This is a genomic window from Rhodanobacter sp. 7MK24 (assembly GCF_014842995.1).
Lineage (GTDB): Bacteria > Pseudomonadota > Gammaproteobacteria > Xanthomonadales > Rhodanobacteraceae > Rhodanobacter_A.
Genome location: NZ_JACYXL010000009.1, coordinates 19,427 through 42,805, shown reverse-complemented (window position 1 = coordinate 42,805; position 23,379 = coordinate 19,427). Strand labels below are relative to the sequence as shown.

At 64.6% G+C, this 23,379-nt stretch carries 26 protein-coding genes; 12 read left to right on the top strand and 14 right to left on the bottom strand.

Going from position 1 to position 23,379, the window contains the following annotated elements:
* Window positions 1-136: 136 nt before the first annotated feature.
* The 4 genes from rpmH (at window position 137) to mnmE (ending at window position 4,011) form a co-directional block, all read left to right on the top strand.
* The gene (rpmH, locus tag IHE49_RS14365) at window positions 137-271 is read left to right on the top strand and encodes a 50S ribosomal protein L34 (protein WP_008211413.1); all 135 of its coding nucleotides are present in this window, start codon (window positions 137-139) and stop codon (window positions 269-271) included.
* Between the two features lie 14 nt (window positions 272-285).
* The gene (gene rnpA, locus IHE49_RS14360; RefSeq protein WP_192159090.1) at window positions 286-678 is read left to right on the top strand and encodes a ribonuclease P protein component; all 393 of its coding nucleotides are present in this window, start codon (window positions 286-288) and stop codon (window positions 676-678) included.
* Between the two features lie 92 nt (window positions 679-770).
* The gene (gene yidC / locus IHE49_RS14355; RefSeq protein ID WP_192159088.1) at window positions 771-2,459 is read left to right on the top strand and encodes a membrane protein insertase YidC; all 1,689 of its coding nucleotides are present in this window, start codon (window positions 771-773) and stop codon (window positions 2,457-2,459) included.
* Window positions 2,460-2,667: 208 nt separating this feature from the next.
* Window positions 2,668-4,011, top strand: coding sequence for a tRNA uridine-5-carboxymethylaminomethyl(34) synthesis GTPase MnmE (gene mnmE, locus IHE49_RS14350; protein WP_192159086.1), 1,344 nt, complete (start codon window positions 2,668-2,670; stop codon window positions 4,009-4,011).
* Here the strand turns inward: mnmE and pnuC are convergent.
* The 10 genes from pnuC to IHE49_RS14300 all read right to left on the bottom strand — a co-directional run bounded on the left by pnuC (window position 3,954) and on the right by IHE49_RS14300 (window position 12,037).
* The gene (gene pnuC / locus IHE49_RS14345) at window positions 3,954-4,568 is read right to left on the bottom strand and encodes a nicotinamide riboside transporter PnuC (protein ID WP_192159084.1); all 615 of its coding nucleotides are present in this window, start codon (window positions 4,566-4,568) and stop codon (window positions 3,954-3,956) included. The genes mnmE and pnuC overlap by 58 nt on opposite strands.
* The gene (rbsK, locus tag IHE49_RS14340) at window positions 4,565-5,470 is read right to left on the bottom strand and encodes a ribokinase (protein WP_192159082.1); all 906 of its coding nucleotides are present in this window, start codon (window positions 5,468-5,470) and stop codon (window positions 4,565-4,567) included. The genes pnuC and rbsK overlap by 4 nt, the downstream gene beginning before the upstream one ends.
* Before the next feature lie 93 nt (window positions 5,471-5,563).
* Complete coding sequence (locus IHE49_RS14335) at window positions 5,564-6,004, bottom strand: hypothetical protein (protein ID WP_192159079.1); 441 nt, start codon at window positions 6,002-6,004, stop codon at window positions 5,564-5,566.
* 187 nt (window positions 6,005-6,191) lie between these two features.
* On the bottom strand, window positions 6,192-6,806 hold the full coding sequence (locus tag IHE49_RS14330; RefSeq protein ID WP_192159077.1) for a hypothetical protein: 615 nt from the start codon (window positions 6,804-6,806) through the stop codon (window positions 6,192-6,194).
* Between the two features lie 123 nt (window positions 6,807-6,929).
* Window positions 6,930-8,270 carry an ATP-dependent protease ATPase subunit HslU gene (gene hslU / locus IHE49_RS14325; protein WP_192159075.1) on the bottom strand — a complete coding sequence of 447 codons (1,341 nt, stop codon included), beginning with the start codon at window positions 8,268-8,270 and terminating at the stop codon, window positions 6,930-6,932.
* Between the two features lie 139 nt (window positions 8,271-8,409).
* The gene (gene hslV / locus IHE49_RS14320; protein ID WP_192159072.1) at window positions 8,410-8,946 is read right to left on the bottom strand and encodes an ATP-dependent protease subunit HslV; all 537 of its coding nucleotides are present in this window, start codon (window positions 8,944-8,946) and stop codon (window positions 8,410-8,412) included.
* Between the two features lie 235 nt (window positions 8,947-9,181).
* Window positions 9,182-10,066, bottom strand: coding sequence for a tyrosine recombinase XerC (locus tag IHE49_RS14315; protein ID WP_192159071.1), 885 nt, complete (start codon window positions 10,064-10,066; stop codon window positions 9,182-9,184).
* 7 nt (window positions 10,067-10,073) lie between these two features.
* Window positions 10,074-10,760 carry a DUF484 family protein gene (locus tag IHE49_RS14310; RefSeq protein WP_192159069.1) on the bottom strand — a complete coding sequence of 229 codons (687 nt, stop codon included), beginning with the start codon at window positions 10,758-10,760 and terminating at the stop codon, window positions 10,074-10,076.
* A 212-nt stretch (window positions 10,761-10,972) separates the two neighbouring features.
* On the bottom strand, window positions 10,973-11,806 hold the full coding sequence (dapF, locus tag IHE49_RS14305; protein ID WP_192159067.1) for a diaminopimelate epimerase: 834 nt from the start codon (window positions 11,804-11,806) through the stop codon (window positions 10,973-10,975).
* A gap of 9 nt (window positions 11,807-11,815) precedes the next feature.
* Window positions 11,816-12,037 carry a lipoprotein gene (locus IHE49_RS14300; protein ID WP_192159065.1) on the bottom strand — a complete coding sequence of 74 codons (222 nt, stop codon included), beginning with the start codon at window positions 12,035-12,037 and terminating at the stop codon, window positions 11,816-11,818.
* A 94-nt stretch (window positions 12,038-12,131) separates the two neighbouring features.
* Here IHE49_RS14300 and IHE49_RS14295 point away from each other — a divergent pair, with 94 nt between their 5' ends.
* From IHE49_RS14295 to IHE49_RS14280, 4 genes are all read left to right on the top strand, one after another.
* Window positions 12,132-12,818 (top strand): hypothetical protein, encoded by a 687-nt coding sequence (locus IHE49_RS14295; protein WP_192159063.1) that lies wholly within the window; start codon window positions 12,132-12,134, stop codon window positions 12,816-12,818.
* Between the two features lie 119 nt (window positions 12,819-12,937).
* Window positions 12,938-13,216 (top strand): hypothetical protein, encoded by a 279-nt coding sequence (locus tag IHE49_RS14290; protein WP_192159061.1) that lies wholly within the window; start codon window positions 12,938-12,940, stop codon window positions 13,214-13,216.
* A gap of 262 nt (window positions 13,217-13,478) precedes the next feature.
* A complete protein-coding gene (locus IHE49_RS14285) occupies window positions 13,479-13,991 on the top strand; it encodes a hypothetical protein (RefSeq protein ID WP_192159059.1) in 513 nt (170 codons plus the stop codon).
* 64 nt (window positions 13,992-14,055) lie between these two features.
* Entirely contained in the window at window positions 14,056-14,631 is a 576-nt protein-coding gene (locus tag IHE49_RS14280; RefSeq protein ID WP_192159057.1) for a hypothetical protein, read from the top strand.
* A gap of 71 nt (window positions 14,632-14,702) precedes the next feature.
* Here the strand turns inward: IHE49_RS14280 and IHE49_RS14275 are convergent, their stop codons facing one another.
* Window positions 14,703-15,164, bottom strand: coding sequence for a GNAT family N-acetyltransferase (locus IHE49_RS14275; RefSeq protein WP_192159055.1), 462 nt, complete (start codon window positions 15,162-15,164; stop codon window positions 14,703-14,705).
* A gap of 214 nt (window positions 15,165-15,378) precedes the next feature.
* Between IHE49_RS14275 and IHE49_RS14270 the strand changes: the two genes are divergently transcribed.
* Window positions 15,379-16,863: a RimK family protein gene (locus IHE49_RS14270; RefSeq protein ID WP_192159053.1), complete on the top strand. Its 1,485-nt coding sequence runs from the start codon at window positions 15,379-15,381 to the stop codon at window positions 16,861-16,863.
* Between the two features lie 54 nt (window positions 16,864-16,917).
* Here the strand turns inward: IHE49_RS14270 and IHE49_RS14265 are convergent, their stop codons facing one another.
* Window positions 16,918-17,154 (bottom strand): hypothetical protein, encoded by a 237-nt coding sequence (locus IHE49_RS14265; protein ID WP_192159051.1) that lies wholly within the window; start codon window positions 17,152-17,154, stop codon window positions 16,918-16,920.
* Between the two features lie 150 nt (window positions 17,155-17,304).
* Here IHE49_RS14265 and aroE point away from each other — a divergent pair, with 150 nt between their 5' ends.
* The 3 genes from aroE to IHE49_RS14250 all read left to right on the top strand — a co-directional run bounded on the left by aroE (window position 17,305) and on the right by IHE49_RS14250 (window position 21,013).
* Window positions 17,305-18,135 (top strand): shikimate dehydrogenase, encoded by an 831-nt coding sequence (gene aroE / locus IHE49_RS14260; RefSeq protein WP_343227584.1) that lies wholly within the window; start codon window positions 17,305-17,307, stop codon window positions 18,133-18,135.
* Between the two features lie 166 nt (window positions 18,136-18,301).
* Window positions 18,302-20,284, top strand: coding sequence for a peptide-N4-asparagine amidase (locus IHE49_RS14255; protein ID WP_192159047.1), 1,983 nt, complete (start codon window positions 18,302-18,304; stop codon window positions 20,282-20,284).
* A 189-nt stretch (window positions 20,285-20,473) separates the two neighbouring features.
* Window positions 20,474-21,013: a hypothetical protein gene (locus tag IHE49_RS14250; protein WP_192159045.1), complete on the top strand. Its 540-nt coding sequence runs from the start codon at window positions 20,474-20,476 to the stop codon at window positions 21,011-21,013.
* A gap of 25 nt (window positions 21,014-21,038) precedes the next feature.
* Here IHE49_RS14250 and IHE49_RS14245 read toward each other — a convergent pair whose 3' ends face one another.
* Window positions 21,039-21,566, bottom strand: a complete 528-nt coding sequence (locus tag IHE49_RS14245; protein WP_192159043.1) for a gamma carbonic anhydrase family protein — start codon at window positions 21,564-21,566, stop codon at window positions 21,039-21,041.
* A gap of 9 nt (window positions 21,567-21,575) precedes the next feature.
* Entirely contained in the window at window positions 21,576-23,324 is a 1,749-nt protein-coding gene (locus IHE49_RS14240; RefSeq protein ID WP_192159041.1) for a patatin-like phospholipase family protein, read from the bottom strand.
* Window positions 23,325-23,379: the final 55 nt, after the last annotated feature.

The window sequence follows — 23,379 nt, the reverse complement described above, 5'->3', positions numbered from 1 at the left end:
ACCATCCACATATGCACTCACAAGCTGCGGCGTGACATCGGGTTGGGGTTGGAACGCTTTGATTTGACAGCGCCCAGCGGCCCAATGCATACTTTGCGACCTTTTTCCCAACATTCATTCCCTTCGGAGCAACGCCATGAAGCGGACCTTCCAGCCCAGCAAGCTCAAGCGCGCTCGCACCCACGGCTTCCGTGCCCGCATGGCCACCGCCGACGGTCGCAAAATCCTCAACGCCCGCCGCGCCAAGGGCCGCAAGCGCCTGATCCCGTAATCGGGACGGCAGCCATGCGTCCTGCCGGCTTGCCGCGTCAGTCGCGGCTGCGACTGGCCGGCGATTTCGCAGCGTTGCGAGCTAGCAGCGGCCGCCTCGGTGGCCGCTGTTTTCATTTGCGCTATCGGCCGAATGGCTTGCCTCATGCGCGGTTGGGTCTGGCGATTTCCAAGCGGGCGTCCAAGCTCGCAGTGGACCGCAATCGTCTGAAGCGCCTGTTGCGCGAATCGTTCCGCAACATCCGTGACCGGTTGCCGCCGGTCGACGTGGTGGTGATGGCGCGCGAACAGGCCGTGCAACTGTCCGGAGCGGAATTGCTGGCCGAGGCCGACGCGCTATGGCGTCGCCTTGCGGCGATCCGGCTGGAACCGGTCGAACCGGCGCCCGATGCGACCCAGCGCCATTGATGCCGACCGATGCCGCCGCCACAATCGTGCGTTGACCTTCCCTCTTCCTCTGTGGCCGCGTGCTGCGTGGCGTCGTCCGGATCCGTGAGCCGATGAACCAAACACGCAACTTCCTCCTGTTCGCCCTGCTTGCCGTGGGCTATTTCCTGTTCATGACCTGGCAGAAGGACTACATGGCGCCGCCGCCGGCCCCGGTTGCCGCCGCCAGCACGACAGGAGCGCCGGGTGCGCAGCCCGGCGCCTCGCCAAGCGTCAGCAATGCCTCCGGCGACAGCGCGTCTTCGTCGCTGATCACCGTCACCACCGACATACTGCGACTCACCATCGACACGCGCGGCGGCAGCATCGTGCGTTCCGAGTTGCTGGATTATCCGGTGACGCCGCGCACGAAGAAGGACCCGAATCCTGCGCCGGTCACCCTGTTCGACAATAGCGACGCGCATTACTTCGTGGCACAGAACGGCCTCGTCAGCAGCAGCGATGCCGATGCGGCCGACCAGCCCAACCATCTCGCCGTGTTCCAGGGCGCGCAGACCGACTACAAACTCGCTGCGGGTCAGAATGAGCTGGATGTTCCGCTGACCTGGCAGGACGCCAAGGGTCTCAAGGTCACCAAGACCTACCATTTCGCCCGCGGCAGCTATGTGGTCGCGCTGGACCAGAAGATCGACAACGCCGGCAGCACGCCATGGCAGGGCAATGCCTACACCCAGCTGCTGCGCGCCGAGCCGCCGCACGACGGCAACTGGCTGACCAATATGTCCCACCCGGAAGCGCGCAGCTTCCAGGGTGCGGCCTGGTACACCGGCGAGAAGTTCGAGAAGCTGTCGTTCAAGGATCTCGCCGAACCCAAGGACAAGCTGGATGCTTCCTTCAAGGGCGGCTGGGCCGCGATGCTGCGGCTGTACTTCTTCGCCGCATGGATTCCGCCGGCCGATGAAACCGCCAGTTATTCCACCGACACGGTGAACCCGGGCAGCGAGCATCCGCGTTATCTCATCCGCGCCATCGGCCCCACGATCAATGTGGCGCCAGGGCAGAGCGTGGACGCGAAGGCGCGTCTCTACGTCGGCCCCAACCTGCAGGGCCAGCTGGGCGCGGTGGCACCCGGGCTGGATCTCACTATCGACTACGGCATGTTCAAGGCCATCGCCGTGCCGATGCACGGCATCCTGTCGTTCCTGCATTCCATCGTGAAGAACTGGGGCCTGGCGATCATCCTGCTGGTGCTGCTCATCAAGGGCGCCACCTGGAAGCTCACCGCGATGCAGTACCGCTCCAGCGCCAAGATGCGCAAGCTGCAACCGCGCATCCAGGCGCTCAAGGAGCGCTACGGCGACGACAAGGCCAAGCTGCAACAGGCACAGATGGAGCTGTACAAGAAGGAGAAGGTGAATCCGATGGCGGGCTGCCTGCCGGTGCTCATCACCATGCCGGTGTTCTTTGCCCTGCTCTACGTACTGGAGTATTCGCTGGAACTGCGCCAGGCATCGTTCCTGTGGATTCCCGACCTCAGCGCGCACGACCCGCTCTACATCCTGCCGGTGATCTACGCAGCGGTGATGCTGGGCACACAGTGGCTCAACCCGGTTGCGGCGGGCATGGATCCTGCGCAGGCGAAGATGATGAAGGTGATGCCGCTGATCTTCTCGGTGATGTTCGCCTTCTACCCCGCGGGCCTGTGCCTCTACTACGCAGTGAACGGCCTGGTGGGCCTTGGTCAGCAATGGTGGATCACCCATCACGTGGAACACGAGGAAGCGACGGCCAAGGCGGCCTGACGACTGACTCTTGCGATCGTTCCTGATCGCGAAAAATTTGCTTGGGCGATTTTCACATCGCGTGAGCAATGGAATGAACGGCGACTACCAAGGATGGTGGTTGCAGAGTCAAACAAGCGTCTTCCGAGCCGCACTCGTAACCCTATCTTTTTGACCGAGGCGGCCGCGCCGGGCAACCGTTGCGGCCGTCTTCGTTTACGCTCACGCCATGACCCAGCACATCGATACCATTGCCGCCATCGCCAGTGCGCCGGGCGCAGCCGGGGTGGGTGTGCTGCGCGTGTCAGGGTCACTGGTGCCAGCCATTGCGCAAACCCTGCTCGGCCGAGCGCCGCAGCCACGCCATGCGCACTTCGGTACCTTCCGGGACACGCACGGCGAAGCGATCGACCACGGCCTGCTGCTGCACTTCCCTGCTCCCGCCTCTTATACCGGCGAGCATGTGCTGGAGCTGCAAGGTCACGGCAGTCAGGTGTTGCTCGATGCGCTGCTGCGCCGCGTGTGCGAACTCGGTGCGCGGCTCGCACGCCCCGGTGAATTCACCGAGCGCGCCTTCCTCAATGGCAAACTGGATCTGGCTCAGGCCGAAGCCGTGGCCGACTTGATTGCCGCGCGCTCACAGGCGGGCGCGCGCGCCGCGTTGCGTTCGATGGAGGGCGTGTTCTCGCGCAAGGTGGATGCACTGCTGCAGACACTGATCGCACTGCGCGTGCACATCGAAGCCGCCATCGATTTTCCGGAGGAGGAAATCGAGTTCCTTGCCGATCCCGCCATAACACGGCGACTCGATAGTTTGCGCACGCAACTCGGCGAACTGTTGCGCGAAGCGCAACGCGGCCTGCGCTTGAACGATGGCTTGCGCGTGGTTATCGCCGGCCGTCCGAATGCCGGCAAGTCCAGCCTGCTCAATGCGCTGGCCGGCAGCGAGCGCGCCATTGTCACTTCCATCGCCGGCACCACCCGCGACGTATTGCGTGAAAGCGTATCGCTCGACGGCATCGCGCTGGAATTGGCCGACACCGCCGGTCTGCGTGATACCGACGACGAAGTGGAGCGCGAAGGCGTTCGCCGCGCGCATGGCGAACTGCAACGCGCAGACGCGGCGCTGCTGGTCACCGATGCAAAGCATGCGGAGGCTGACCTCGCTCTTTTCGCACACTTGCCCGAAGGGGCCGAACGCCTGGTGCTAGTCAACAAGATCGACTTGGCCAACGCCACGCAGCACACGGAAATCCGCGATGGCGTCCGCTGGCTGTGGGCTTCCGCCAAAACCGGCGAAGGCCTGGATGTCCTGCGCGAACACTTAAAGCAGCTCGCCGGTGCAGGCAGCGGCGAAGGTGCCTTCAGCGCTCGTCGCCGCCATGTGCTCGCGCTCGAGACCGTGCGTGACCACCTCATCCGTACGGCTCATGCGCTTACTGCTGCCCGCGCCGGCGAATTGGCTGCCGAAGAGTTGCGCCAGGCCCAGCTCGCTTTGGGCGAAATCACCGGCAGCTATACCAGCGACGATTTGCTCGGCGCCATCTTTGGGTCGTTCTGCATCGGCAAGTGAGTAGCAGCGTCGCGCAATCGCAGCCAATGCCTCCACGACACCAGCGCGTTGATCCAGTACACCGCATACAGCGCCGAGGTGAGGTACAGGCCGCGGCTGGCGTACAGCGGCACGGCAATGGAATTGACCAGCAGCCAGAACGGCCAGTTCTGCACGTGCCGGCGCATCATCAGCAATTGCGCCACGATGCTGAAGGCCAGCACGGTGGAATCGAGGAAGGGCGAGTAGGCATTGGTGAAACGGCGGAGCAACAGGCCGTAGCAGACCGCGCCGATCGCCCCGGACAGCAGTTGCAGCCACAGCTTGCGCGCCGGCAGGTCGGTGACCGGGAGTTCTTCGCCGTGGTCTCCATGCAGCCACTGCCACCAGCCCACGATGCTTGTAATCACGAAGAAGACCTGCAGCACGGTGTCGGCGTACAGGCGGCTGTCCAGAAAAACGAAGGCGAACAGGCCGCAGCCGACGATGCCGGTCCACCAGGTGTGCACGCTGTTGCGTCCGGCCAGGATGATGGACGCACCGGCCAGCAGGTTGGCCGCGATTTCCAGCGGGCTCATGCGCGGGGGCCGTCTGCGAGGAATGCATCCAGCTCGGCCCGCCGCGGCATGCCGCCTTGCGCGCCCAGCCTGGTCACCGACAGAGCGGCCGCAGCGCAGGCCTTGCGCACGGCTTGCGGCAGGCCTTCGCGCAGGAATACGGCGAGCGCACCGTTGAAGGTGTCGCCAGCGCCGGTGGTGTCGGTGGCGTCCACGGCGAAGCCAGGCTGGTGTTGGGGTTCGGGCTGCGCGGAGTCCTGGTACCACGCGCCTTCGCTGCCGCGGGTAAGTACCACGGGGCCTGGTGCGCGACGCATCAGGTCGCGGAAATCCGAGTGCGCGTCTTCACCGAGGACAGTAGCGAGTTCGTGCTGGTTGGGAGTGAGGTAGCTGGCCAGCTGCAGCCATTCATGCGGCAGCTTCTGCGCGGGTGCGGGATTGAGAATGACGGGAACCTTGAGCAGGTGACCCAGCCGCAATGTGGCTTCGACAGCGTCGAGGGGAATTTCCAGTTGCACCAGCACGGCGTCGGCCTGCGCGATGGTTTCCCGCGCGGCTTCCACCTGCGCCGGCGTGACGCACGCATTGGCGGCAGGCACCACGATGATCTGGTTCTCGCCCTCCGCCACGGTGATGGATGCGCTGCCACTGCCTTCATGGTCGATGCGGGCGACGTGGGCGAGGTCGACACCTTCACGCACCAGCCCCGCGTGCAACTGGTCGCCAAAGGCATCGCGGCCCAGCGCGCCGACCATGCTTACACTGGCGCCCAGGCGCGCCGCGGCGACCGCCTGGTTCGCACCCTTGCCTCCATGCGCGGTGAGGAAACGACTGCCGAGCAGGGTTTCGCCAGCGCCGGGGAAGCGCGGCGCGAGCGTGACCAGATCCATGTTGATGCTGCCGACGACGACGATGCAGCTCATGCGGGTTTCCGTGGCGATGGAAACCGCAGGGTAAACGGTGCGGCACCGGTTATGCCAAGCGTGGCCTCGCGCAGTCGGCATGCTCCCCTGGACTCAATGGCTTTCGGGGGCAGCCTGGTTCGACTCCTGTTGGGCCTCACGGTGTGCCTTCATGGCCTGTTGCAGCTGCGCGTATTGCTGCTGCTGGGTCGGCGAGAGCAGCGCCTTTATCTGGCTTTCGCTGTCCTGATGGATGGCGAGCAACTTCGTCCTGCGGTCGCGCATGGATAGCGTGTTGTCGGCACGGACGGCAGCGACCTGCTGCTGGCGATTGCCGAAGATCGCGGCCAGCTTCGATTGCTGGTCGGCGTCGAGGCCAAGTTTGTGTGCCAGTCGATGGGCCTGCTTCTGCGGATCAGGCAAGCGGTGCGGCGCCGCAGGCGCATCGGATGCGGACGGCGGAGCGTCCTGCGCAGATACGGCGCCGAGCGGCGCGGCCACGAGCAAGCCGAAGGCCAGGGCGCAGACAGTCAATCGCAATGAAATCGTGTGCATGAAAGGTCTCCATGGCAGGCGTGAATCGCGCAGATGTATTGCAGCGGTGTCGCCTGTCCGGTAACGGGGCTGGCGGCAGCGGGTTTACCTGAGGCGCATGAAGGGACTTCCCTGGATTTCGGCGGGACGAAACGAAAGCGCCCGCCGGGTCAGCGGCGGGCGTCATCGTTGCAATCGGGAAGCAGGTTCAGTGCATGTGGCCGATGCCCGCGTCGCCTGGTTCCAGCGACGGGGCCGGGCCCGCCACGGCGAGCAGGGCCTGGGCGTAGCCGTCGCCGATGCTCAGCGTGGAGACCTCATCCCAGGCGAAGAACGAGGCCTGGCGCATCCATTCTGCATCGGGGCTGAGTTCCTGCAGATAGAAGCCATCCTCGTCGACGCTGGCGAGGCTGCCGATGTAGCAGACTTCCTCTTCTTCCTCGGTGTCCACGTGCACGGCAATCACCGGCGACATCGCGCCGGCGGCTTTCACGACATCGCGAACCGAATCCAGCGGGAAGTTGGGTGGCAGGCGGGGGGATATGCCCTTCACTGCGAGCGCCTTGGCCATGAAGACATGATGGCGTTCCGGTGATTCCAGTTCGGTGATGTCGCGGTGGCGCATCACGTAGATGCCGTCATCGGTGATGCCGTCGCCGACTACCGACAGCAGCACGAACTCGTTGCCCACGCCACCCACATAGCCGCAGAAGCTGCCGTGCTCCAACTCGGTACGCCACAGGCGCACCATGGTCTGCTGTTCCTGCGCTTCGCGCAGCTGGGCGCGCAAGCCGTTGGTCTTGAATTCGAGAATCTTTGCCATGGTGAATATTTTAGCAGAGCGACCGTGAAGGCTTGTTTAGAGGACGTTTTCCGCTATCTTCGGCGAAAATACAAATAAAACGCGCCATTTGTATGCATTGGCGCGCTTCATGCCATCCGCACCTCAGAGGATGTAGCGGCTCAGATCCTCGTTATGCACCAGCGAGCCAAGGTTTTTGTCTACCTGTTCGGCGTCGATAAGGTATTTTTCGCCGGATTTGTCTGCTGCTTCATAGGAGATGCCTTCCAGCAACCGCTCCATCACGGTATGCAGGCGGCGCGCACCGATGTTTTCGGTGCGTTCGTTCACTTGGTAAGCCACTTCGGCCAAGCGATCGACGCCGGATTCGGTGAACTCCAGGCTCACGCCCTCCGTACCCAACAGGGCCACGTACTGCTTGGTCAGCGCGTTGTGCGGTTCGCGCAGGATGCGCTTGAAGTCGTCCACCGACAGGGCGCTAAGCTCCACGCGGATCGGCAGGCGTCCCTGCAATTCCGGGATCAGGTCGGAGGGCTTCGCCAGCGAGAACGCGCCCGAGGCGATAAACAGCATGTGATCGGTCTTCAACGGGCCGTACTTGGTGGAGACGGTGGAACCCTCCACCAGCGGCAGCAGGTCGCGCTGCACGCCTTCGCGGCTGACGCCGGCGCCACCCCACTCCGAGCGTTGCGCCACCTTGTCGATCTCATCGAGGAAGACGATGCCGTTCTGCTCGGCGGCCTCGACCGCCTGCGCCCGGATCTCCTCGTCGTTGAGCAGCTTGCCGGCTTCTTCCTCGACCAGTATCGGTCGTGCCAGCTTGATCGCCAGCTTGCGGTGCTGGGTCTTGGCGCCGCCGATGTTCTGGAACATCTGGCGCAGTTGTGCGCCCATCTCCTCCATGCCCGGCGGCGACATGATTTCCACACCCACGTTCATGGCGAAATCCAGCTCGATTTCGCGCTCGTCCAACGCACCCTCGCGCAGTTGCTTGCGCAGCTTCTGGCGGGTGTCGCTGTCGGCTGTCGGCGTGGTGGCCTGGTCGTGGCTCCAGTCGGTGGGCGTCTGTCGACGCGGCAACAGCGCATCGAGAATGCGATCCTCGGCGCGATCCTCCGCCTGCGTGCGGACGCGCTTGATCGCCAATTCGCGGGTGAGCTTGTAGGCCACGTCGGCGAGGTCGCGGATGATGGATTCCACGTCCTTGCCCACGTAGCCCACTTCGGTGAACTTGGTGGCTTCCACCTTCACGAATGGTGCGTTGGCCAGCGTGGCGAGGCGACGCGCGATCTCGGTCTTGCCCACACCGGTGGGGCCGATCATCAGGATGTTCTTCGGCGTGATCTCGTTGCGCATTTCCGGCGCGAGTTGCATGCGCCTCCATCGGCTGCGCAATGCCACCGCCACAGCACGCTTGGCGTCGTGCTGGCCAATGATGTAGCGGTCGAGTTCGTTGACGATTTCGCGGGGGGTCAGTTCGGACATGGGACACCGGAAGGTTGGATTTTTGTCCGTCATCCCGGCGCAGGCCGGGATCCAGTGACGAGAGCGCTCGGTCAGGCCGAGAGGCTCCGGATTCCGGCTTGCGCCGGAACGACGGCATTGAAGCGATGCGAGTAGCGGCTTACAGCTCTTCGATCGTGGTGTTGTGGTTGGTGTAGATGCAGATGTCGCCGGCGATTTTCAGCGCACGCTCGACCACGGCGCGCGCGTCCAGCTCGGTGTTTTCCAGGAGCGCCAGCGCAGCGGATTGCGCATACGGGCCGCCGGAGCCGATGGCGATCAGGCCGTGCTCGGGCTCCAGCACGTCGCCGTTGCCGGAGATCAGCAACGAAGCTTCCTTGTCGGCCACCGCCAGCATGGCTTCGAGGCGGCCGAGGCGGCGGTCGGTACGCCACTCCTTGGCCATCTCCACCGCAGCACGGGTGAGATTGTTGCCGTGCTTGTCGAGTTTCTGCTCGAAGAGTTCGAACAGGGTAAAGGCATCGGCCGTGGCACCGGCGAAACCGGCCAGCACGTCCGCGTTGCGGCCGAGGCGACGGATCTTGCGTGCATTGGACTTGGCCACGATGTTGCCGAGCGTGACCTGGCCGTCGCCGCCGATCACGATCTTGCCGTTGCGGCGCACGCTGACGATGGTGGTAGCGTGGAAGGATTCCATGAAAAGCTCCGAGGTTGAGCGAACCAGATGGGGTCGGTTCGCCGGGGCTTCAATGCGGACCGGACCCGCCCGGACCGTTCGCTCCCCCTACCCGCAGGGGAGAGGGTTGGGGGAGGGGTCAAGCTGGCAAGGGATCTTGTCGAAGCGAGCTTCAGCAAGCAGCTCCCGTGCAAGGACCGTCTCTCATCCCAACTTTCTTCCCAGAGGGGAGAAGGGGCAAACGCAAGAGGCGCGTTTACTTTCTCTTGGCCCTGGGATGCGCAGCGTCGTACACCTTCGCCAGATGCTGGAAATCCAGGTGCGTGTAAATCTGCGTAGTGGCGATGTCGGCATGGCCCAGCAGTTCCTGCACCGCACGCAGGTCGCCGGAAGATTCCAGCATGTGGCTGGCGAAAGTGTGGCGCAGAAGGTGCGGGTGCACGTGCTTGGCGAAGCCATTCGCGAGCGCGAGCTTGCGCAACCGCATCTGCACGGTGCGCGGATTGATGGCCGCGCCGCCACGCCCGCGGAACACCGGTGATTCGGGTGTCCTGCCGGTGGTTTCACCCAGCGCACGCAAGGCAGTTACGGCGTGGCGACCCACGGGCACGATGCGTGTCTTGCGACCCTTGCCCAGGACGCGCACTTCGCCGCCGTCGAGGTCGAGGTCGTTCCAGCACAGGCCGACCAGCTCGGACAAACGCAGGCCGCTGGAATAAAACAGTTCCAGCATTGCGCGGTCGCGGGGTGCCAGCGTGCCGTCGTTGCCGGACTCCACCAGAGTGGCGGCCTCGTCCACATCCAGCACCACGGGCAGCTTGCGGTGCACCTTGGGGCCGCGCACGCCGGCCAGCGGATCGTGCGCCAGCAGGCCTTCACGGGTGAGTTGGCGGAACAGGCTGCGGCAGGAGGAAAGCAGGCGCTGCAGGCTTTTCGGCGAGAGTCCGGCGCGATGCTGGGCGGCCACGAACTGGCGCAGGCGATTCGGCTCCAGCGCCTCGAAGCCGGCGAAGCCTTGCGTTTCCATCCACCCCGTGAGCTTGGCGAGATCGCGGCGGTAACCGTCCACGGTATGCGGCGAAGCCTGCCGTTCGCCCGCGAGGCGGCCGAGCCAGGCTTCGACCTGTTGGGTGGGAGTCATGGGTTGCTCAGGCGAGATCCCGCGCCCGCGCCAGTGCGGCGGTGACGGTGGCGGCGATCATCTTGAGGAACAGCGTGCCCATGCCGGGCTGGAAGCGGTCCGGGTCGTGGCTGCCGATGGCGAGCATGCCGGCGTTGCCCAGCGGTATCAGCGCCGCCGAGCGGATCGAAGCCGCATCGTCGCCGAACAGCTGCGTCAGCTTCTCGGGCGACAGGCGGCCTGAAACGGGATCGCGTCGCTGCAGCAGTTCGGCCAGTTCCGGCAGTTCGGCAGCCCCGCCACCGACCTGGCGCAGCCAGTCCGAACGCGGCAGGTCGGCGTGGCGGCCGAACAGCAGCAGGCGCACCTGCTCGGTGTGGAAATCTTCGTTGAGTTTGGCGATCACGGTGCGCGTGGTCACTTCCAGCGTGTTCGCGCGCAGCAGTGCCACGGTGAGCGCGTGCACGCGCTCCATCAATTTTTCGTTGTCGGCGGCGATGCTGGTGAGTTCGACCAGTCGCCGTTCCAGCTCCGCGTTCTTGTCGCGCAACTGTTGCAACTGGTAGGCAGCCAGCGAAGACACCGAGCCTTGTTCGCGCGGCATGGTGAGTTGCGCGGCCAACTCGGGGTAATCCGTGAGGAAGGAAGGATGCCGCTTCAGATAGGCCGCAACCACGCCGGCTTCGGTGGTGTCGTCGGACAAGGGGGCGTTCATGCACGATTTCCTGCGGCGGTCATGCGGCGAGTGTGCGATGGACGCGCCGTTCGATCAATCTGGAGCCTGAGCGGTGGAAGCCGTTCGGGCCGCAAAGCCCGTTCTCCGGAGCAGATTTCCGCCGCATCTTGGCCCACGGAACCACTACGGGCCGGCGAACCGACGAAAATCTGCTCTGCAGAACGAGCTTTTCGTCTTGAGCGTTTCTACGCTCAGACTCCTGGCCAATCGCCTTCGAATGCGAAGGCCGCCGGGCCGGTCATCCACAACGGGCGGCCAGGGCCGGGCCACGCGATGCGTAGCGAGCCGCCGGGCAGATCCACGCGTACTTGCTCGTCGACCTCGCCACGTTGGCGCAACACCGCCACCGCCGCGCAGGCGCCGGTGCCGCAGGCGAGCGTCCAACCCACGCCGCGCTCGTGCACGCGCAGTTTCAGGTGCTGCCGGGAAAGGCGTTCGACGAAGCCGGCGTTCGCACCCTCGGCGAAACGCGGATGCGTGGTGAGCGCAGGACCCAGCCGGTCCGCGGTGCTGTCGGCCAGTTCGTTCACCAATGCCACTGCATGCGGATTGCCCATCGACACCGCACCTATTTCCAGCAACGTGCCGTCGACGTCGATCACGTAACGAGTCGATTCGGTATCCGCTGCGAACGGAATCCGATCTGGTGCGAACTGTGGCTCGCCCATCTCCACGGTGACTTCGTGGGCGGAAAGCAGGCGCACCGTCACCGGACCGGACGGGCTTTCCAGTCGAACAGGCTCATCCGCCGTCAACGCACCGGCGCGGAACAACCACGCCGCCACGCAGCGCACGCCGTTGCCGCACTGACGCGCGGGCGAGCCATCGGTATTCCAGATGCCGTAATAGAACGCACAGGACGGATCGCATGCCGGCTCCACGCTCAGCAGCTGATCGAAGCCTACGCCGGTGCGACGGTCCGCCAGCGCGCGTATGCCGGCTTCGTCCAGCACAAACGGTGTGGTGCGGCAATCGAGCACGACGAAGTCATTGCCCAGGCCATGCATCTTGGAGAACCGAAGCATCGGCAAAGCTCAGTGCGTGGCGCTGCTGCTGGCGGAGATAGGCGCGCTGCTCGCCGCCGTCGGCGCATCCGGTGCCGGGCCGGTTGCCGTAGCGGACGGCGCAGGAACGGGCTTGGGCGGCACGTATACCGGCGGGTTCGGGCTGTTCGGCATGTACAGCGGGCCCTTGTTGCCGCAGCCGGCAAGCATGGCGACGGCGAGGCAAAGCAGCGGCAGCAATGAACGGCGCATGATCGAACACCTGTGGGGAAACGCGACGCCGCAGTATAGCGAGCGCGCCGCTGGGCCTTATCATGCGCCTGCCTCAAAGTACCTGGGACCCGCGATGAACCTGATCGAGCTGCTGCGCCTGCCTGCTACCGTGCTGCTGGTGCTCGCCGCGGTCCTGCTGCTGTTCTGCCTGTTGCAACTGCTGACGTTGCGCCGCCGTCTCGATGCCGGTGCGCGGCTGGCTGCCGGCTGGCACGGGTTGCTGTGTGTGGTGTGCCTCGTGCTCAGCTTGCTGCTTGGCGTCGGCGGATGGGCCCTGCGCGGTTATCGCCTGTTGGACGAAGAAACGCCCGTGGTCGAGATCGACGCGCATATCCTTTCGCCACAGCGCTGGGCCGTCACCTTGACTTGGCCAGATGGTGCCACCCGCCAGGTGCAACTGGCCGGTGATGACTGGCGCGTGGAGGCGGTGGTGTTGAAGTGGAAGCTGCTTGTCGGTCTGCCGCCGCTCTATCGCCTCGACCGCATCGACGGTCGCTACGACGACGCAACCCAGGAACAGAGCGCGCCGCGCACGGTGGTGGCGCTCGGCTTCGCCGACGGTTTCGACCTGCTCGACCTGCACCGGCAATACCCGCGTGCGTTGCCGATGGTGGACGCGGTCTACGGCAGCGGCGCCTTCCTGCCGCTGGTCGACGGCGGCCACTACAGCTTGAGTCTTTCGGGCGCCGGCGCACTGGTGGCGCGGCCTGATGCAGCCACCGAGCGGCGCATCGGTTCGCCGCTGGGCGGCCTGCGCTGAAGGGCGGACAAATCCGTCGCAGGAACTTGTACGGCGTCCGCGCTAGATTCGCCTCGCCACGGCGGTGCGGCATCGGCAAGCCGTGCCGCCTTGGCATCCATCCAATCTGGGAGAGGCCAATGAACAAGCTTACGCAAGCCGTTTTGACCGCCGCGCTGGCAACCGTCGCCGCCACGGCCTTCGCCGCACAGCCCGTGCGCGATGTCAGCAGCAGTCGCCATCCGAACATCGCCGCCGCGCAGAAGCTCACCGACAAGGCCTACCAGCGCATCGTCGCCGCGCAGCAAGCGAACGAATGGGACATGGACGGCCACGCAGCGAAAGCGAAAGACCTGCTCGACCAGGCCAACCGCGAACTCAAGGCGGCGGCGGAAGCGGCGAACCAGAACCACAAGTGACGCACGTGCTGCTGGCGTGAGCCGGGCCGGCCTTGCCGCTGCCGCGGCGAGGCCGGATTGGCATCGGTTTTCGTCCGGGCACTCAAGCGCGTGTCGGGCCGGCGTGAATCGGTCCGGGATTCGGCAAGTGGACCTGGTTGGCAATTGCACAGTTGGATCGATGGACCAGCTTGACGCGATGACGACGCGCGCGGAGTATCCGGGCGCATGTGCCGATCCGGGATCTGATCGGCGTCGAGCGTTAATCTAGGGAGAGAAATCCGTGATCCGGAAGATCTGTTTGTTTTTATTGTTGTCTTGTATTTCCTGGGCCGCCTTGTCGGATGACGCCGGCGCAAACAGGCAAAAATGGCTGAACATGTCCCTGTATGGCGGCGACAACGACGCTGCTGCACTCAAAAGCGTGTCCATCAGGAAAGATGGCGGTAATTTCAAGATAAATGTTTCAAATCAATTCAATTTCGAGTGCGATCTGAGTTTCTCCGAAAACGGCGATCCAGCCGCATTGTCAAACTGCAAATCCAGAGACAAGCCGTCTCCCGTTTGCAACCCGGACATGCCCAATTCGGTGTGCGCAGTTTCCAGGGGTTGCTTCAGGCAGCCCGATGAAAAGAATCCATCCTGCTTTCAGTCGTGGCTCGTCAAGGAACAGGAAGTCCCGCTGGTTTGTTCTTCGACAAAGAAAGAGCGCGTGTGCAAAGGGGAGTACACACTGGCGACTATGGATGGCTATTCATCCAGCGAGGAGTTCACCATTGCGCGGCAGAAGGATTGATGCCTGATAAGTTGTTCGGGCCCATGGACTTTGTTCATTGGTGCGGTTCCGCCAAGGAGGGGATATGAGGGTCGCGGGAGGAGTCATCGCCCTGATTTCGGGCATCTTGGGAATTGTCGCCGGGTTGATTACGTCGTTTTTCGGCGGATTCGTCACGGCACTCGACGCCCAGGGAGCATGGCCAGGCATACGGGTGGGATTGGTCGGCATGGCCTTTTCCTTTCTCGTCATCGTGTACAGCGTGTTCGTCTTCGTATTCAGGAAGCGCTGGCCCGGTTGTCTGGTCATGGCCGCGGCGGCTGGTGGAATCTTCATCGGCGGCGGTCTTGCCGCTTTTTGCATGGTTCCCGCATCGGTCGGCGGCGCGTTGGCGCTGCTTGGGCGCAAGTCCGAAAAAGATCCCGCCAGGCAATCCAGGGCGCCTTTCATCGCCGCGGCTGTTCCCTTGCTGGTCGTGACGGCGATCTCCGTCGGATCGCCGAATGGCGCGCGGCACGCGGACGATGGCCGGAGCGTGGAAAAGGGGGCAGTCCGGTTCCAGCCCGCGCGGGCGGGGACTGGTCATGCGAGCGATCCTGGAGCGGCGAGTGCCGGCTCAAGCGAAGCCGGTCCGGCAAAGGGCGGATCGGCTACCGACTGACAGCTCAAAGCGGACGCCTTGCGGAGGGCATGCAGGCGCTGCGCGGGCCATGGAGAGATCGCAAACAGCTCTTAGCCCAGCGATTTCTCGTAGCGCCAACCATCGGCGCCGTCTTCGTAGTACTCCGCAAGCGCAGACACCCTGTGGTAACCAAGGCGCTCGTAGAGACGGATCGCGCTGGCGTTGTCGGCGCGCACTTCCAGCCGCAGTGCGCGGCAATGACGGCGGCGGGCGAGTTCTTCCACGGCATCGAGCAGGATCGAGCCCACGCCCTGGCCGCGTGCGGCGTGATGCGTGGCGATGGAATACAACCGCGCCACGCCGCTGCGCTTGCGGAAGAACACCACGGCAGTGCCAAGGAAACGATGCGGGCCGGTACTGGCCACCAGCACCTTCGCGCTGTCGCTGTCGAGGTGGCGGCGGAACTGCGCGCGGCTCAAGCGGTCGCTGGTAAAGCTGTGTTCTTCCAGCGCCACCAGATCGTCGAGGTCGGAAAGCTGGGCTGAGCGGACGCGCAGATTGGTTGGCGACATGGCGAAGAATTCCTTGATCGGATGCGCGCACGGCGGCAAACCGGGCGGACTGTAGTGGCCTGGCGACGATGCGGCAATCGTGATCGGTCGATAGCGAGGCGAATGCTTAGCAAGGGTTCAGTGCCACGCCCCGATGCGCGTTCGCGCTGTGCGACACTGCGCGTTCATCGCCTTGCATGCAGGGCGCCCCGCAATCGCAAGCCTGAGTGGTGACATGGCTCGTCTGGTCATCGTGGTCGAGAAAGCCTCCGATTGGGGCGTCTATTACCCGTCAGCGGATGTAGTCACCGCAGCGGATTACCTGCGCGAACCGGTGGGCAGCGACGACGAGCGCACCCACGTCATCAATCTCTGCCGCAGCTACAAGTATCTCGGCACCGGCTACTACGTGTCGCTGCTGGCCGAGGCGCGCGGACACAAGGTGATGCCGTCGGTGCGCACGGTGAACGACCTGCGCCGCCGTTCGCTGTACGGCCTGGAGATCGAGGACCTCAACACCAAGCTCACCCACTTCCTGCCTGCGGGCGGCCGCGACACCACCGACTTCGGCATCCTCGTCTACTTCGGCCAGACCTCGCAGCCCGCGCTGCAGGATCTGGCGCGGCAGGTGTTCGAAATGTTCCCCTGCCCGTTGCTGCGCATCGAGTTCGAGCGCGATCGCGTGTGGCAGACCAGCGCCATCAAGCCGGTCGGCCTGCAAACGCTGGATGACGCGCAGGAAGACGCCTTCGCGGAGGAACTCGACCGCTTCAGCAAGAAGCTGTGGCGCAAGCCCAAGGCGCGCAAGCAGTTCCGCTACGACGTCGCCATGCTGGTCGATCCGCACGAGGTCATGCCACCGTCGAACAAGCGGGCGCAGAAGGCGTTCATCGCGGCCGGCAAGGAGCTCGGCATCGAAGTCGATCCCATCGGCAAGAACGACTACCAGCGCCTCGCCGAATACGACGGTCTGTTCATCCGCGAAACCACCGCGAGCGACAACCATACCTACCGCTTCGCGCATCGTGCGGAGAAGGAAGGCATGGTGGTGATCGACGACCCGACCTCGATCCTGCGTTGCACGAACAAGATCTTCCTCAACGATTTGATGGTCTCGCGCAAGCTCGCCGTGCCGCGTACCGAAATCCTCTACCGCGACGACGCGCGCAGCCTGAAGGACGTCGCGGAGAAACTCGGCTATCCGCTGGTTCTGAAGATTCCCGACGGCTCGTTCTCGCGCGGCGTGGTGAAGGTGGAGGACGAAGCCGTGCTCGCCAAAGCCACCGCGGAACTGTTCCAGCACAGCGCCCTGCTGCTGGCGCAGGAATTCGTCTACACCGAATTCGACTGGCGCATCGGGGTGCTCAACGGCGAGCCGCTGTACGCCTGCAAATACTTCATGTCGCGCGGCCACTGGCAGATCTACAACCATGGCGCGAAAGGCCCGTCGAAAACCGGCGAGTCGGAAACCCTGCCCATCGGAAGTGCCCCGCCCGACGTGGTGAAGCTGGCGCTCAAGGCCACGCAGGCCGTGGGCAATGGTTTCTATGGCGTGGACATCAAGCGCGTGGGCGACAAGCCGGTGGTGATCGAGGTGAACGACAACCCATCCATCGACGCTGGCGTCGAAGACGAATGCCTCGGCCCCGAGTTGTATCTCAGTGTGATGCGCGAATTCCTGCGCCGGATGGAACTCAAGCGACAGGGCGTCAGCCAGTGAGGCGAACCGTCGCCGCTTCCCTGCGGCGACGAGCCCTTCCACTGCCAGATGGAATCAGTGACGGCGCCGCGGGCGTCGCAATGCGAGCAGTTGCCTGGGCAAGCCCGGCTCGAGAATCAGCAGCAGCGTGAGTGGAGCGACGAACAGCCACAGCAGAGGTGCCCAGCCCAGCAGGGCTGTGTGCAGAGGCACCAGCGTGGTCACCAGCAGCGCAGCGCCTATGGCAAGCCACAGTAGGGCGATGGCCAACAGGTCCCCGTGGTCGTGGTGCTGGATGGTGGGAGTGTGCATGGCTGCTTCCTCGCGGGCGATGGGTGCAGCATGCCGATGTCGCATCTCACGGCTTGCGATCCGCGGCGGACCGTTCGCGTCCGTCATCCTCCTTGCGTGTGGAGATCGCGAAGAGGCTCTTACAATGGCCTCTCATTCCAGGAGCACCGCGTGAGCCAACCCTCCCAGTTCGCCGTGTTCGGTCATCCGATCGCACATTCGTTGTCCCCGCGCATCCACCAGGGCTTCGCGCAGCAGTTCGGCATCACATTGGAATACCGCACCATTGATGCGACGCCGGGGGACTTTGCCGATGCAGTGCGCGCCTTTTTCATCGCCGGTGGTACGGGTGCCAATGTCACCCTGCCACATAAGGGTGCGGCGTCCTCGCTGGCGGACGAGCGCAGCGAGGCGGCAACCCGTGCGGGCACGGCCAACGTGCTCACCCGCCTGCCCGATGGCCGGCTTGTTGCACACAACACCGATGGCGCGGGCCTGGTACGCGATCTCACCGAGCGCCACCGCGTGGATCTGCGCGGTCACGACGCACTGCTGCTGGGCGCGGGCGGCGCGGCGCGCGCTGTGGCGTGGTCGCTGCTGGATGCCGGCGTGCAGACGCTCACCATCGTCAATCGCACACCGGAGACCGCCGATGCGCTGGCCGATGCGATCGGCGAGCCGGCCCGCGTGCATACCCGCTACTGGGACGACCTCGCCAACCTCGGCAGCTACGACCTGATCGTCAATGCCACTTCGGCCGGGGTGTTGGGCGGCGGCTTGAAACTGCCGATGTCGCTGGTGGGCGCGCGCGCGCTCTGCTACGACCTTGCCTATGGCGCGGCCGCCATCGATTTCGTCGCGTGGGCGAAGGCGGGCGGTGCGCGCTACGCGTGGGATGGCCTCGGCATGCTGGTGGAACAGGCGGCCGAAGCGTTCGCGTTGTGGCATGGCCGCCACCCCGACACTGAACCGGTCTACCAGAGCCTGCGTGCAGAGGGCTAAGCAATCCATGCCAACCGCATCGCCCTCTCGAAGGGCGATTTGACCCCGTCTAAAAATGCGGGTGCCAGCATGGCCGACACAGGGGGTGACCAGAGCCTGTCCGCGATGCCGTCGAGCTCACGGACAAGTTCTTACGGTAGGGGGTAATTACATGTTGCGGATGGGGATGTTCGCTCGAAGCCCGGCCATCGCCGAGCCGAAGTGGTGTACCTGCAGTGTTTTCGCCGCCGGCAGCAGTCCGGTCGATTCGTCCAACGTGACCAGCGCCGATCAGGCGGTCCGGTCGAGGGGAGATAGAGCCATGTCGACTCGTTTGCATACGGTTCGGAGTTTGAGACTTCCCATCGCGCAGTGCGCCTTGGCAGTTCTGGCGTGCACTGGCGTGTCGAACGTGTCGGCACAATCCTTGACGATCGGTTCGCACAACGTGGCCGTAGCCGATCCGACCGTGCCGCGGCCGCCGACGACGCCATGCGTCGTGCCGCTGTACACCAACGCATCCTTCGACAACCCCAGCGGCCCGACGCCGATCAACTACACACCGCCTGCCGGATGTCCCGGTCCCTGGGAAAAAGTCGTGCTCACGATCGACACCAGCATGGTCGGCACCAACCAGTTCGATCGTACCGGCTCCATCTGGCTGGGTGGCGCGATCCTCTATTTCGGCACCACGCAGGAACCCAGCGTCGCACCGCCCAGTGCCACGACCTGGCATATCGAAAAAGACGTGACCGACTACAGCGCACTGTTTACGGCCAGTCAGGCCGGGCACTCCGACTTCGTCAATTACGTAGAGGGCCCATACGACGGCAAGCTCAGCGGTTCGGCGGCGTTGTATTTCTACCCCCTGGCGAATGACGGCAATCGCGGCAGGAATGGCGACAACGGAGGTCATGGGATTCTGCAACCGCGCCCGGATCTCGTGCTGTCGATGAATTCGAATCCCGCGAACGGCACCTATGCCCTGAACACGACAGCCGACCAATACACGGCAACCTATACATCGCTGCCGAGGAATATCGAACGCGCTTACCTCGAAGTCTACGCACAAAGCCAGAGCAACGACGAGATCTGGTATTCGTGCAATCCGAACGACCAGGGAACGCTGAGCTTCTTCGGTTGCAACAACACGGCGTTCCGCGAAACCGAAATCAGCATCGATGGCCAGCCTGCCGGCGTCGCACCGGTGTACCCGTGGATTTACACCGGCGGTACGGGCAATCCCGGGCTCTGGGAACCGACGCCCGGTGTGCAGACGCTGTCTTTCGTTCCCTATCGCGTCGACCTTACGCCTTTCGCCGGCACCCTCGACGATGGCAAGACGCACAGCATTTCGATGAGCGTGTTCAACGCGAACCAGTATTTCAGCGTTGCCGGCAACTTGCTGCTGTATCTCGACCACGGTTCCAAGCAAGTCAGGGGAGCAGTCATTTCGAATAGCCTGGCCGCCGCGCCCACGCCCCAGGTTGTCGAAAACCTCACCACCGATGCAAGCAACAACGTGACTGGCGGAAACATCACCGTCACGTCGAACCGCAAATTCGCCATTGTCGGCGTGGTGGCCACCTCGCATGGCGTGGTGCAAACGGAAGTGGCGCAGAAGATCGCCTTTTCCAACTCGCAGGACTACACCTTGCCGGCCAACAGCGAAGGCGAAAACATCGTCCAGACCACGACGGTGGATTCGACCACGACGCGCACCGATGGCCACAAGACGGTCGTTCTTCGCGAGCGGCACAGCTATCCGCTGAAGCTGAACTTGGGCTATTTCGAACAGGCCGACGGCAGCTATCAGCAGTACACCGATGTGAAGGAGCAAGGGTACAGGCAATCGGCTTCCGTGTTTCCCGGATATTTCCTGGGAGCCGAGGCTACCGTGGACAATACGTTCGACGGAAACAACACCTACAACTGGAACGCGGCAGGGCAATTTACCGGAGCCACCGACACGTACAGCCACCAGGATTATCGCTACAGGGATTCCTTCGACGAGTGCTACAGCCGCAAGATCTCCTCGAAGGACAACGCTCTTACGGGTTGGGTGGATGGCGCGGCGTGCTGGATGGGTTCCAACAACCTTTCCTGGCGTGATCGCTTTTCGCAATATGCATCCAGCGTCTACGGGGCGACCGTGCAGTTGCTACCCTGATCCGGTTCAAGCATGCGCAAGCAAGAAAGGACCGGGAAGCCGGTCCTTTCTTTTTGGCCGGCCCTTGGGCTTCGCTGTCGGCCCGATCCGCGGAGTCATCGCGTTGACACAATGCACAGTTAGCTTGCAGCCCGGTCGACGGTGTTCCTTGAGACAGCCACGACCTTGGTTTCGTCAGGCACGGGTGTCATGCAAAGTCTTGTTTCGTTCTTCTCGCGCCGCCGGGTCTGGTTGGGTGGCGCCTTGCTCTTGATGCTGATCGGTGGTGGCTGGTGGCATTGGAATGCCCGCGCCACGGCCCAGTCACCGTCTGACGACAACGGCGTGCACATCCTGCTTGGCCTTGCCGCCGACGCGCGGCGCGATGGCCGACTTGTCGCACCGGTAGGCAGCAACGCGTTCGAGTTCTACTTCAGCGTGCTGCAGCTCGAGCCAGGCAATCGCATCGCGATGGAAGGGCTGCACGACATGTTCAAGTCGGCTTGCGAGGACACGGAGCACACCATCGCTGCCGGTGACCTCGACGAGGCGCAACGCGAGCTGCAACTGCTGCGTGCGTACGATGCCGGCAACTACAAGTACGATCCTGCCCACGAGGAACTGAATGCGAGCGACTACAAGCTCGCCTTGCTCGGCGGTTATCTCGACGCCCAGCGCAGGCTGCTGGGTCGCGCGCATGCCGAACAAGCCGCAGCGATGGCCGCTCGGCAGACGGCTGCGGTGCAATAGAAGCCTTTAGAAGGCTTTCGGTTGTTCACTCCCCCAGGTAGTCGCCCTTCACTCGCACGTAGTGCGCGGCGGAGTACATCAGCTGCTCTACTTGCGCGTCGCTGAGCACGCGCACGAACTTCGCCGGGTTGCCCAGCCACAACTCGCGCTCGCCCACCACCTTGCCCGGCGGGATCAGCGCACCGGCACCGACGAAGCCGTGCTTCTTCACTACAGCACCATCAAGCACGCTGGCGTGCATGCCGATCAGGCAACCGTCCTCGATGGTGCAGGCATGCACTACGGCAGCATGGCCGATGGTGACGTCTGCGCCGATCAGGCAAGGGTAGCCTGGGCCATAAGGGCCGGCGTGTGCGACATGCACGATGGCCCCATCCTGGATGTTGCTGCGCGCGCCCACGCGGATGTGGTTCACGTCGCCGCGCAACACTGCGCCGGGCCAGACCGATACATCGTCGCCCAGCACCACGTCGCCGATCACCGTGGCGGCGGGGTCGAGGTAGACACGTTCGCCGAGGACGGGGGCGATGCCCTTGTAGCTGCGCAGGTTCATGGGGGCATTTTAGAGGCTGTCACAGCCGGGTTCCCGATCCTTGCGCTCGGCTTCCAGCACACGCAGCGTTTCGCGGTAGCCGGCGTCCACCGCGCGGCGCCAGCTCTTCCATTCCAGCAGGCCCACCCGTTCCAGCGGCGGTACGATCAGCCGGTGCGCCAGCGCGCGGCAGCGCTCGCTGGTTTCCTCGCTGTTGACCATCGCGGCGCGGGCGAGGGTGGACACCAGGCCCGGCCAGCGCGGGCCGCGATGCTGTTGCAGCAGCAGGCGCCACCATGGCGGGGTCGCCACGTCGTCGATGCCGGCACGCAGCGCCATGCCGCCGTGGATGCTCAGTGCGGTGAGGTGAGCGATGCCGTCGGTGGCCATCACGTCGGTGGGCAGGTTGTCCACCAGCGCGCCATCCACGTGGACTTCGCCGCGATGGAGCACCGGCGGCAGCACGCCGGGAATCGCGCTGGAGGCGCGCAGCCACAGCCACAGCGGCCCGGTGCGATGCACCGCGCGGCCGGCGCCGGAGAGGTTGGTGGAGACGCAGAAGAACGGCTTGCCCAGATCCTCGATCTCGCTGTCGCCGAAGGCCTCGCGCAGCATGTGGCTGGCGCGGCGGCCGCGGGTCAGCGCCACCAGCGGCAACGTCCAGTCCGACAGTGGGCGGCTGCGCACGAAAGCCTCGAAGTAGCGGCGCAGCATGGTGTCTGTGTCCCAGCCGTGGGCCACGCCGGCGCCGATGATCGCGCCGATGCTGGTGCCACCCACGGCGTCGAAGGCATGGCCTGCATCGCGCAGCGCCTTGATCGCGCCGAGGTGGGCCAGCCCGCGCGCGCCGCCGCCGGCCAGCACCAACCCGCGCGCGTGGCCGGTGACCAGCCGCGCCACCCGTTCGATGTCGCCCTTGCCGCAGATGTGGTGGTGCATCAGCGGGCCGCTGAACGGCGCGCGCCAGCGTTGCGCCGAGCCGCGCTCCGGTTCGCCGCGCTCGTGCAGCAGCAACAGGTGGCGCGGACGGTGCTCGGTGCGGGCCGGGTGGCCGGGCGCGAACTCTGTCCAGGGCTGCGCCGCCTGCGCGGCCAGCGCAGGCAGCAGCAGCGCATCGGCCTGGCGCAGGCAGCGCTGGCGCCATTCAGGGTCGCTGTCGTCGTCGAGGTAGAGCACGAACTGCGCCCAGGCCTCGCGCTCGGCGAACCAGTCGCTGCCGCGATCCCGGCCTAGTTCGGCGTCGATCACCGTGCAGTGGCCGTAGGGCTCCATGGCCGTGGCCAGTTGCTGCGCCAGTTCGCGCACCGGGACGCCGCGGTGCGCGGGCAGCATCGCGAAAGTGCGCGGCCGGTTGGGCGACGGTACGCGGTGCTGGTTCTGCAGCAGGCGCAAGGTGGCGGTGCGCGCCACCGCCAGCATGGTGGTGGGGTGGCGTTCCACCATCGCCTCGAAGTCGGCGACATCCAGCCGCAGCAGTTCGGAGTCGCGCAGCGCGCGCACGGAAAGGTGGTGGTTGCCGCCAGAGAGCAGGCTGATTTCCCCCACGCAGTCGCCCGCGGCAAGCTGGTGCATCAGGGTGGAGGGACCGTCGAACACGCCCAGGCTGCCGCTGCGCAGCAGGTACAGCGCCTCGGAGGGCTCGTCGGCCTCGAACAGGTACTGGCCGCCGGGCAGGCACAGCCAGCGCATGCGCCTGGCCAGCATCTCGAGCTGGAATTCGTCGAGGTGCGCGAAGATCGCGGTGCGCCGGATCAGGTCGGCCAGGTCGGTGGGCTGCATGGCGGCAATGCTACTTCGGCGCCGTGAGGGCGGTGTCGTCGCGCTTGATTTCGCC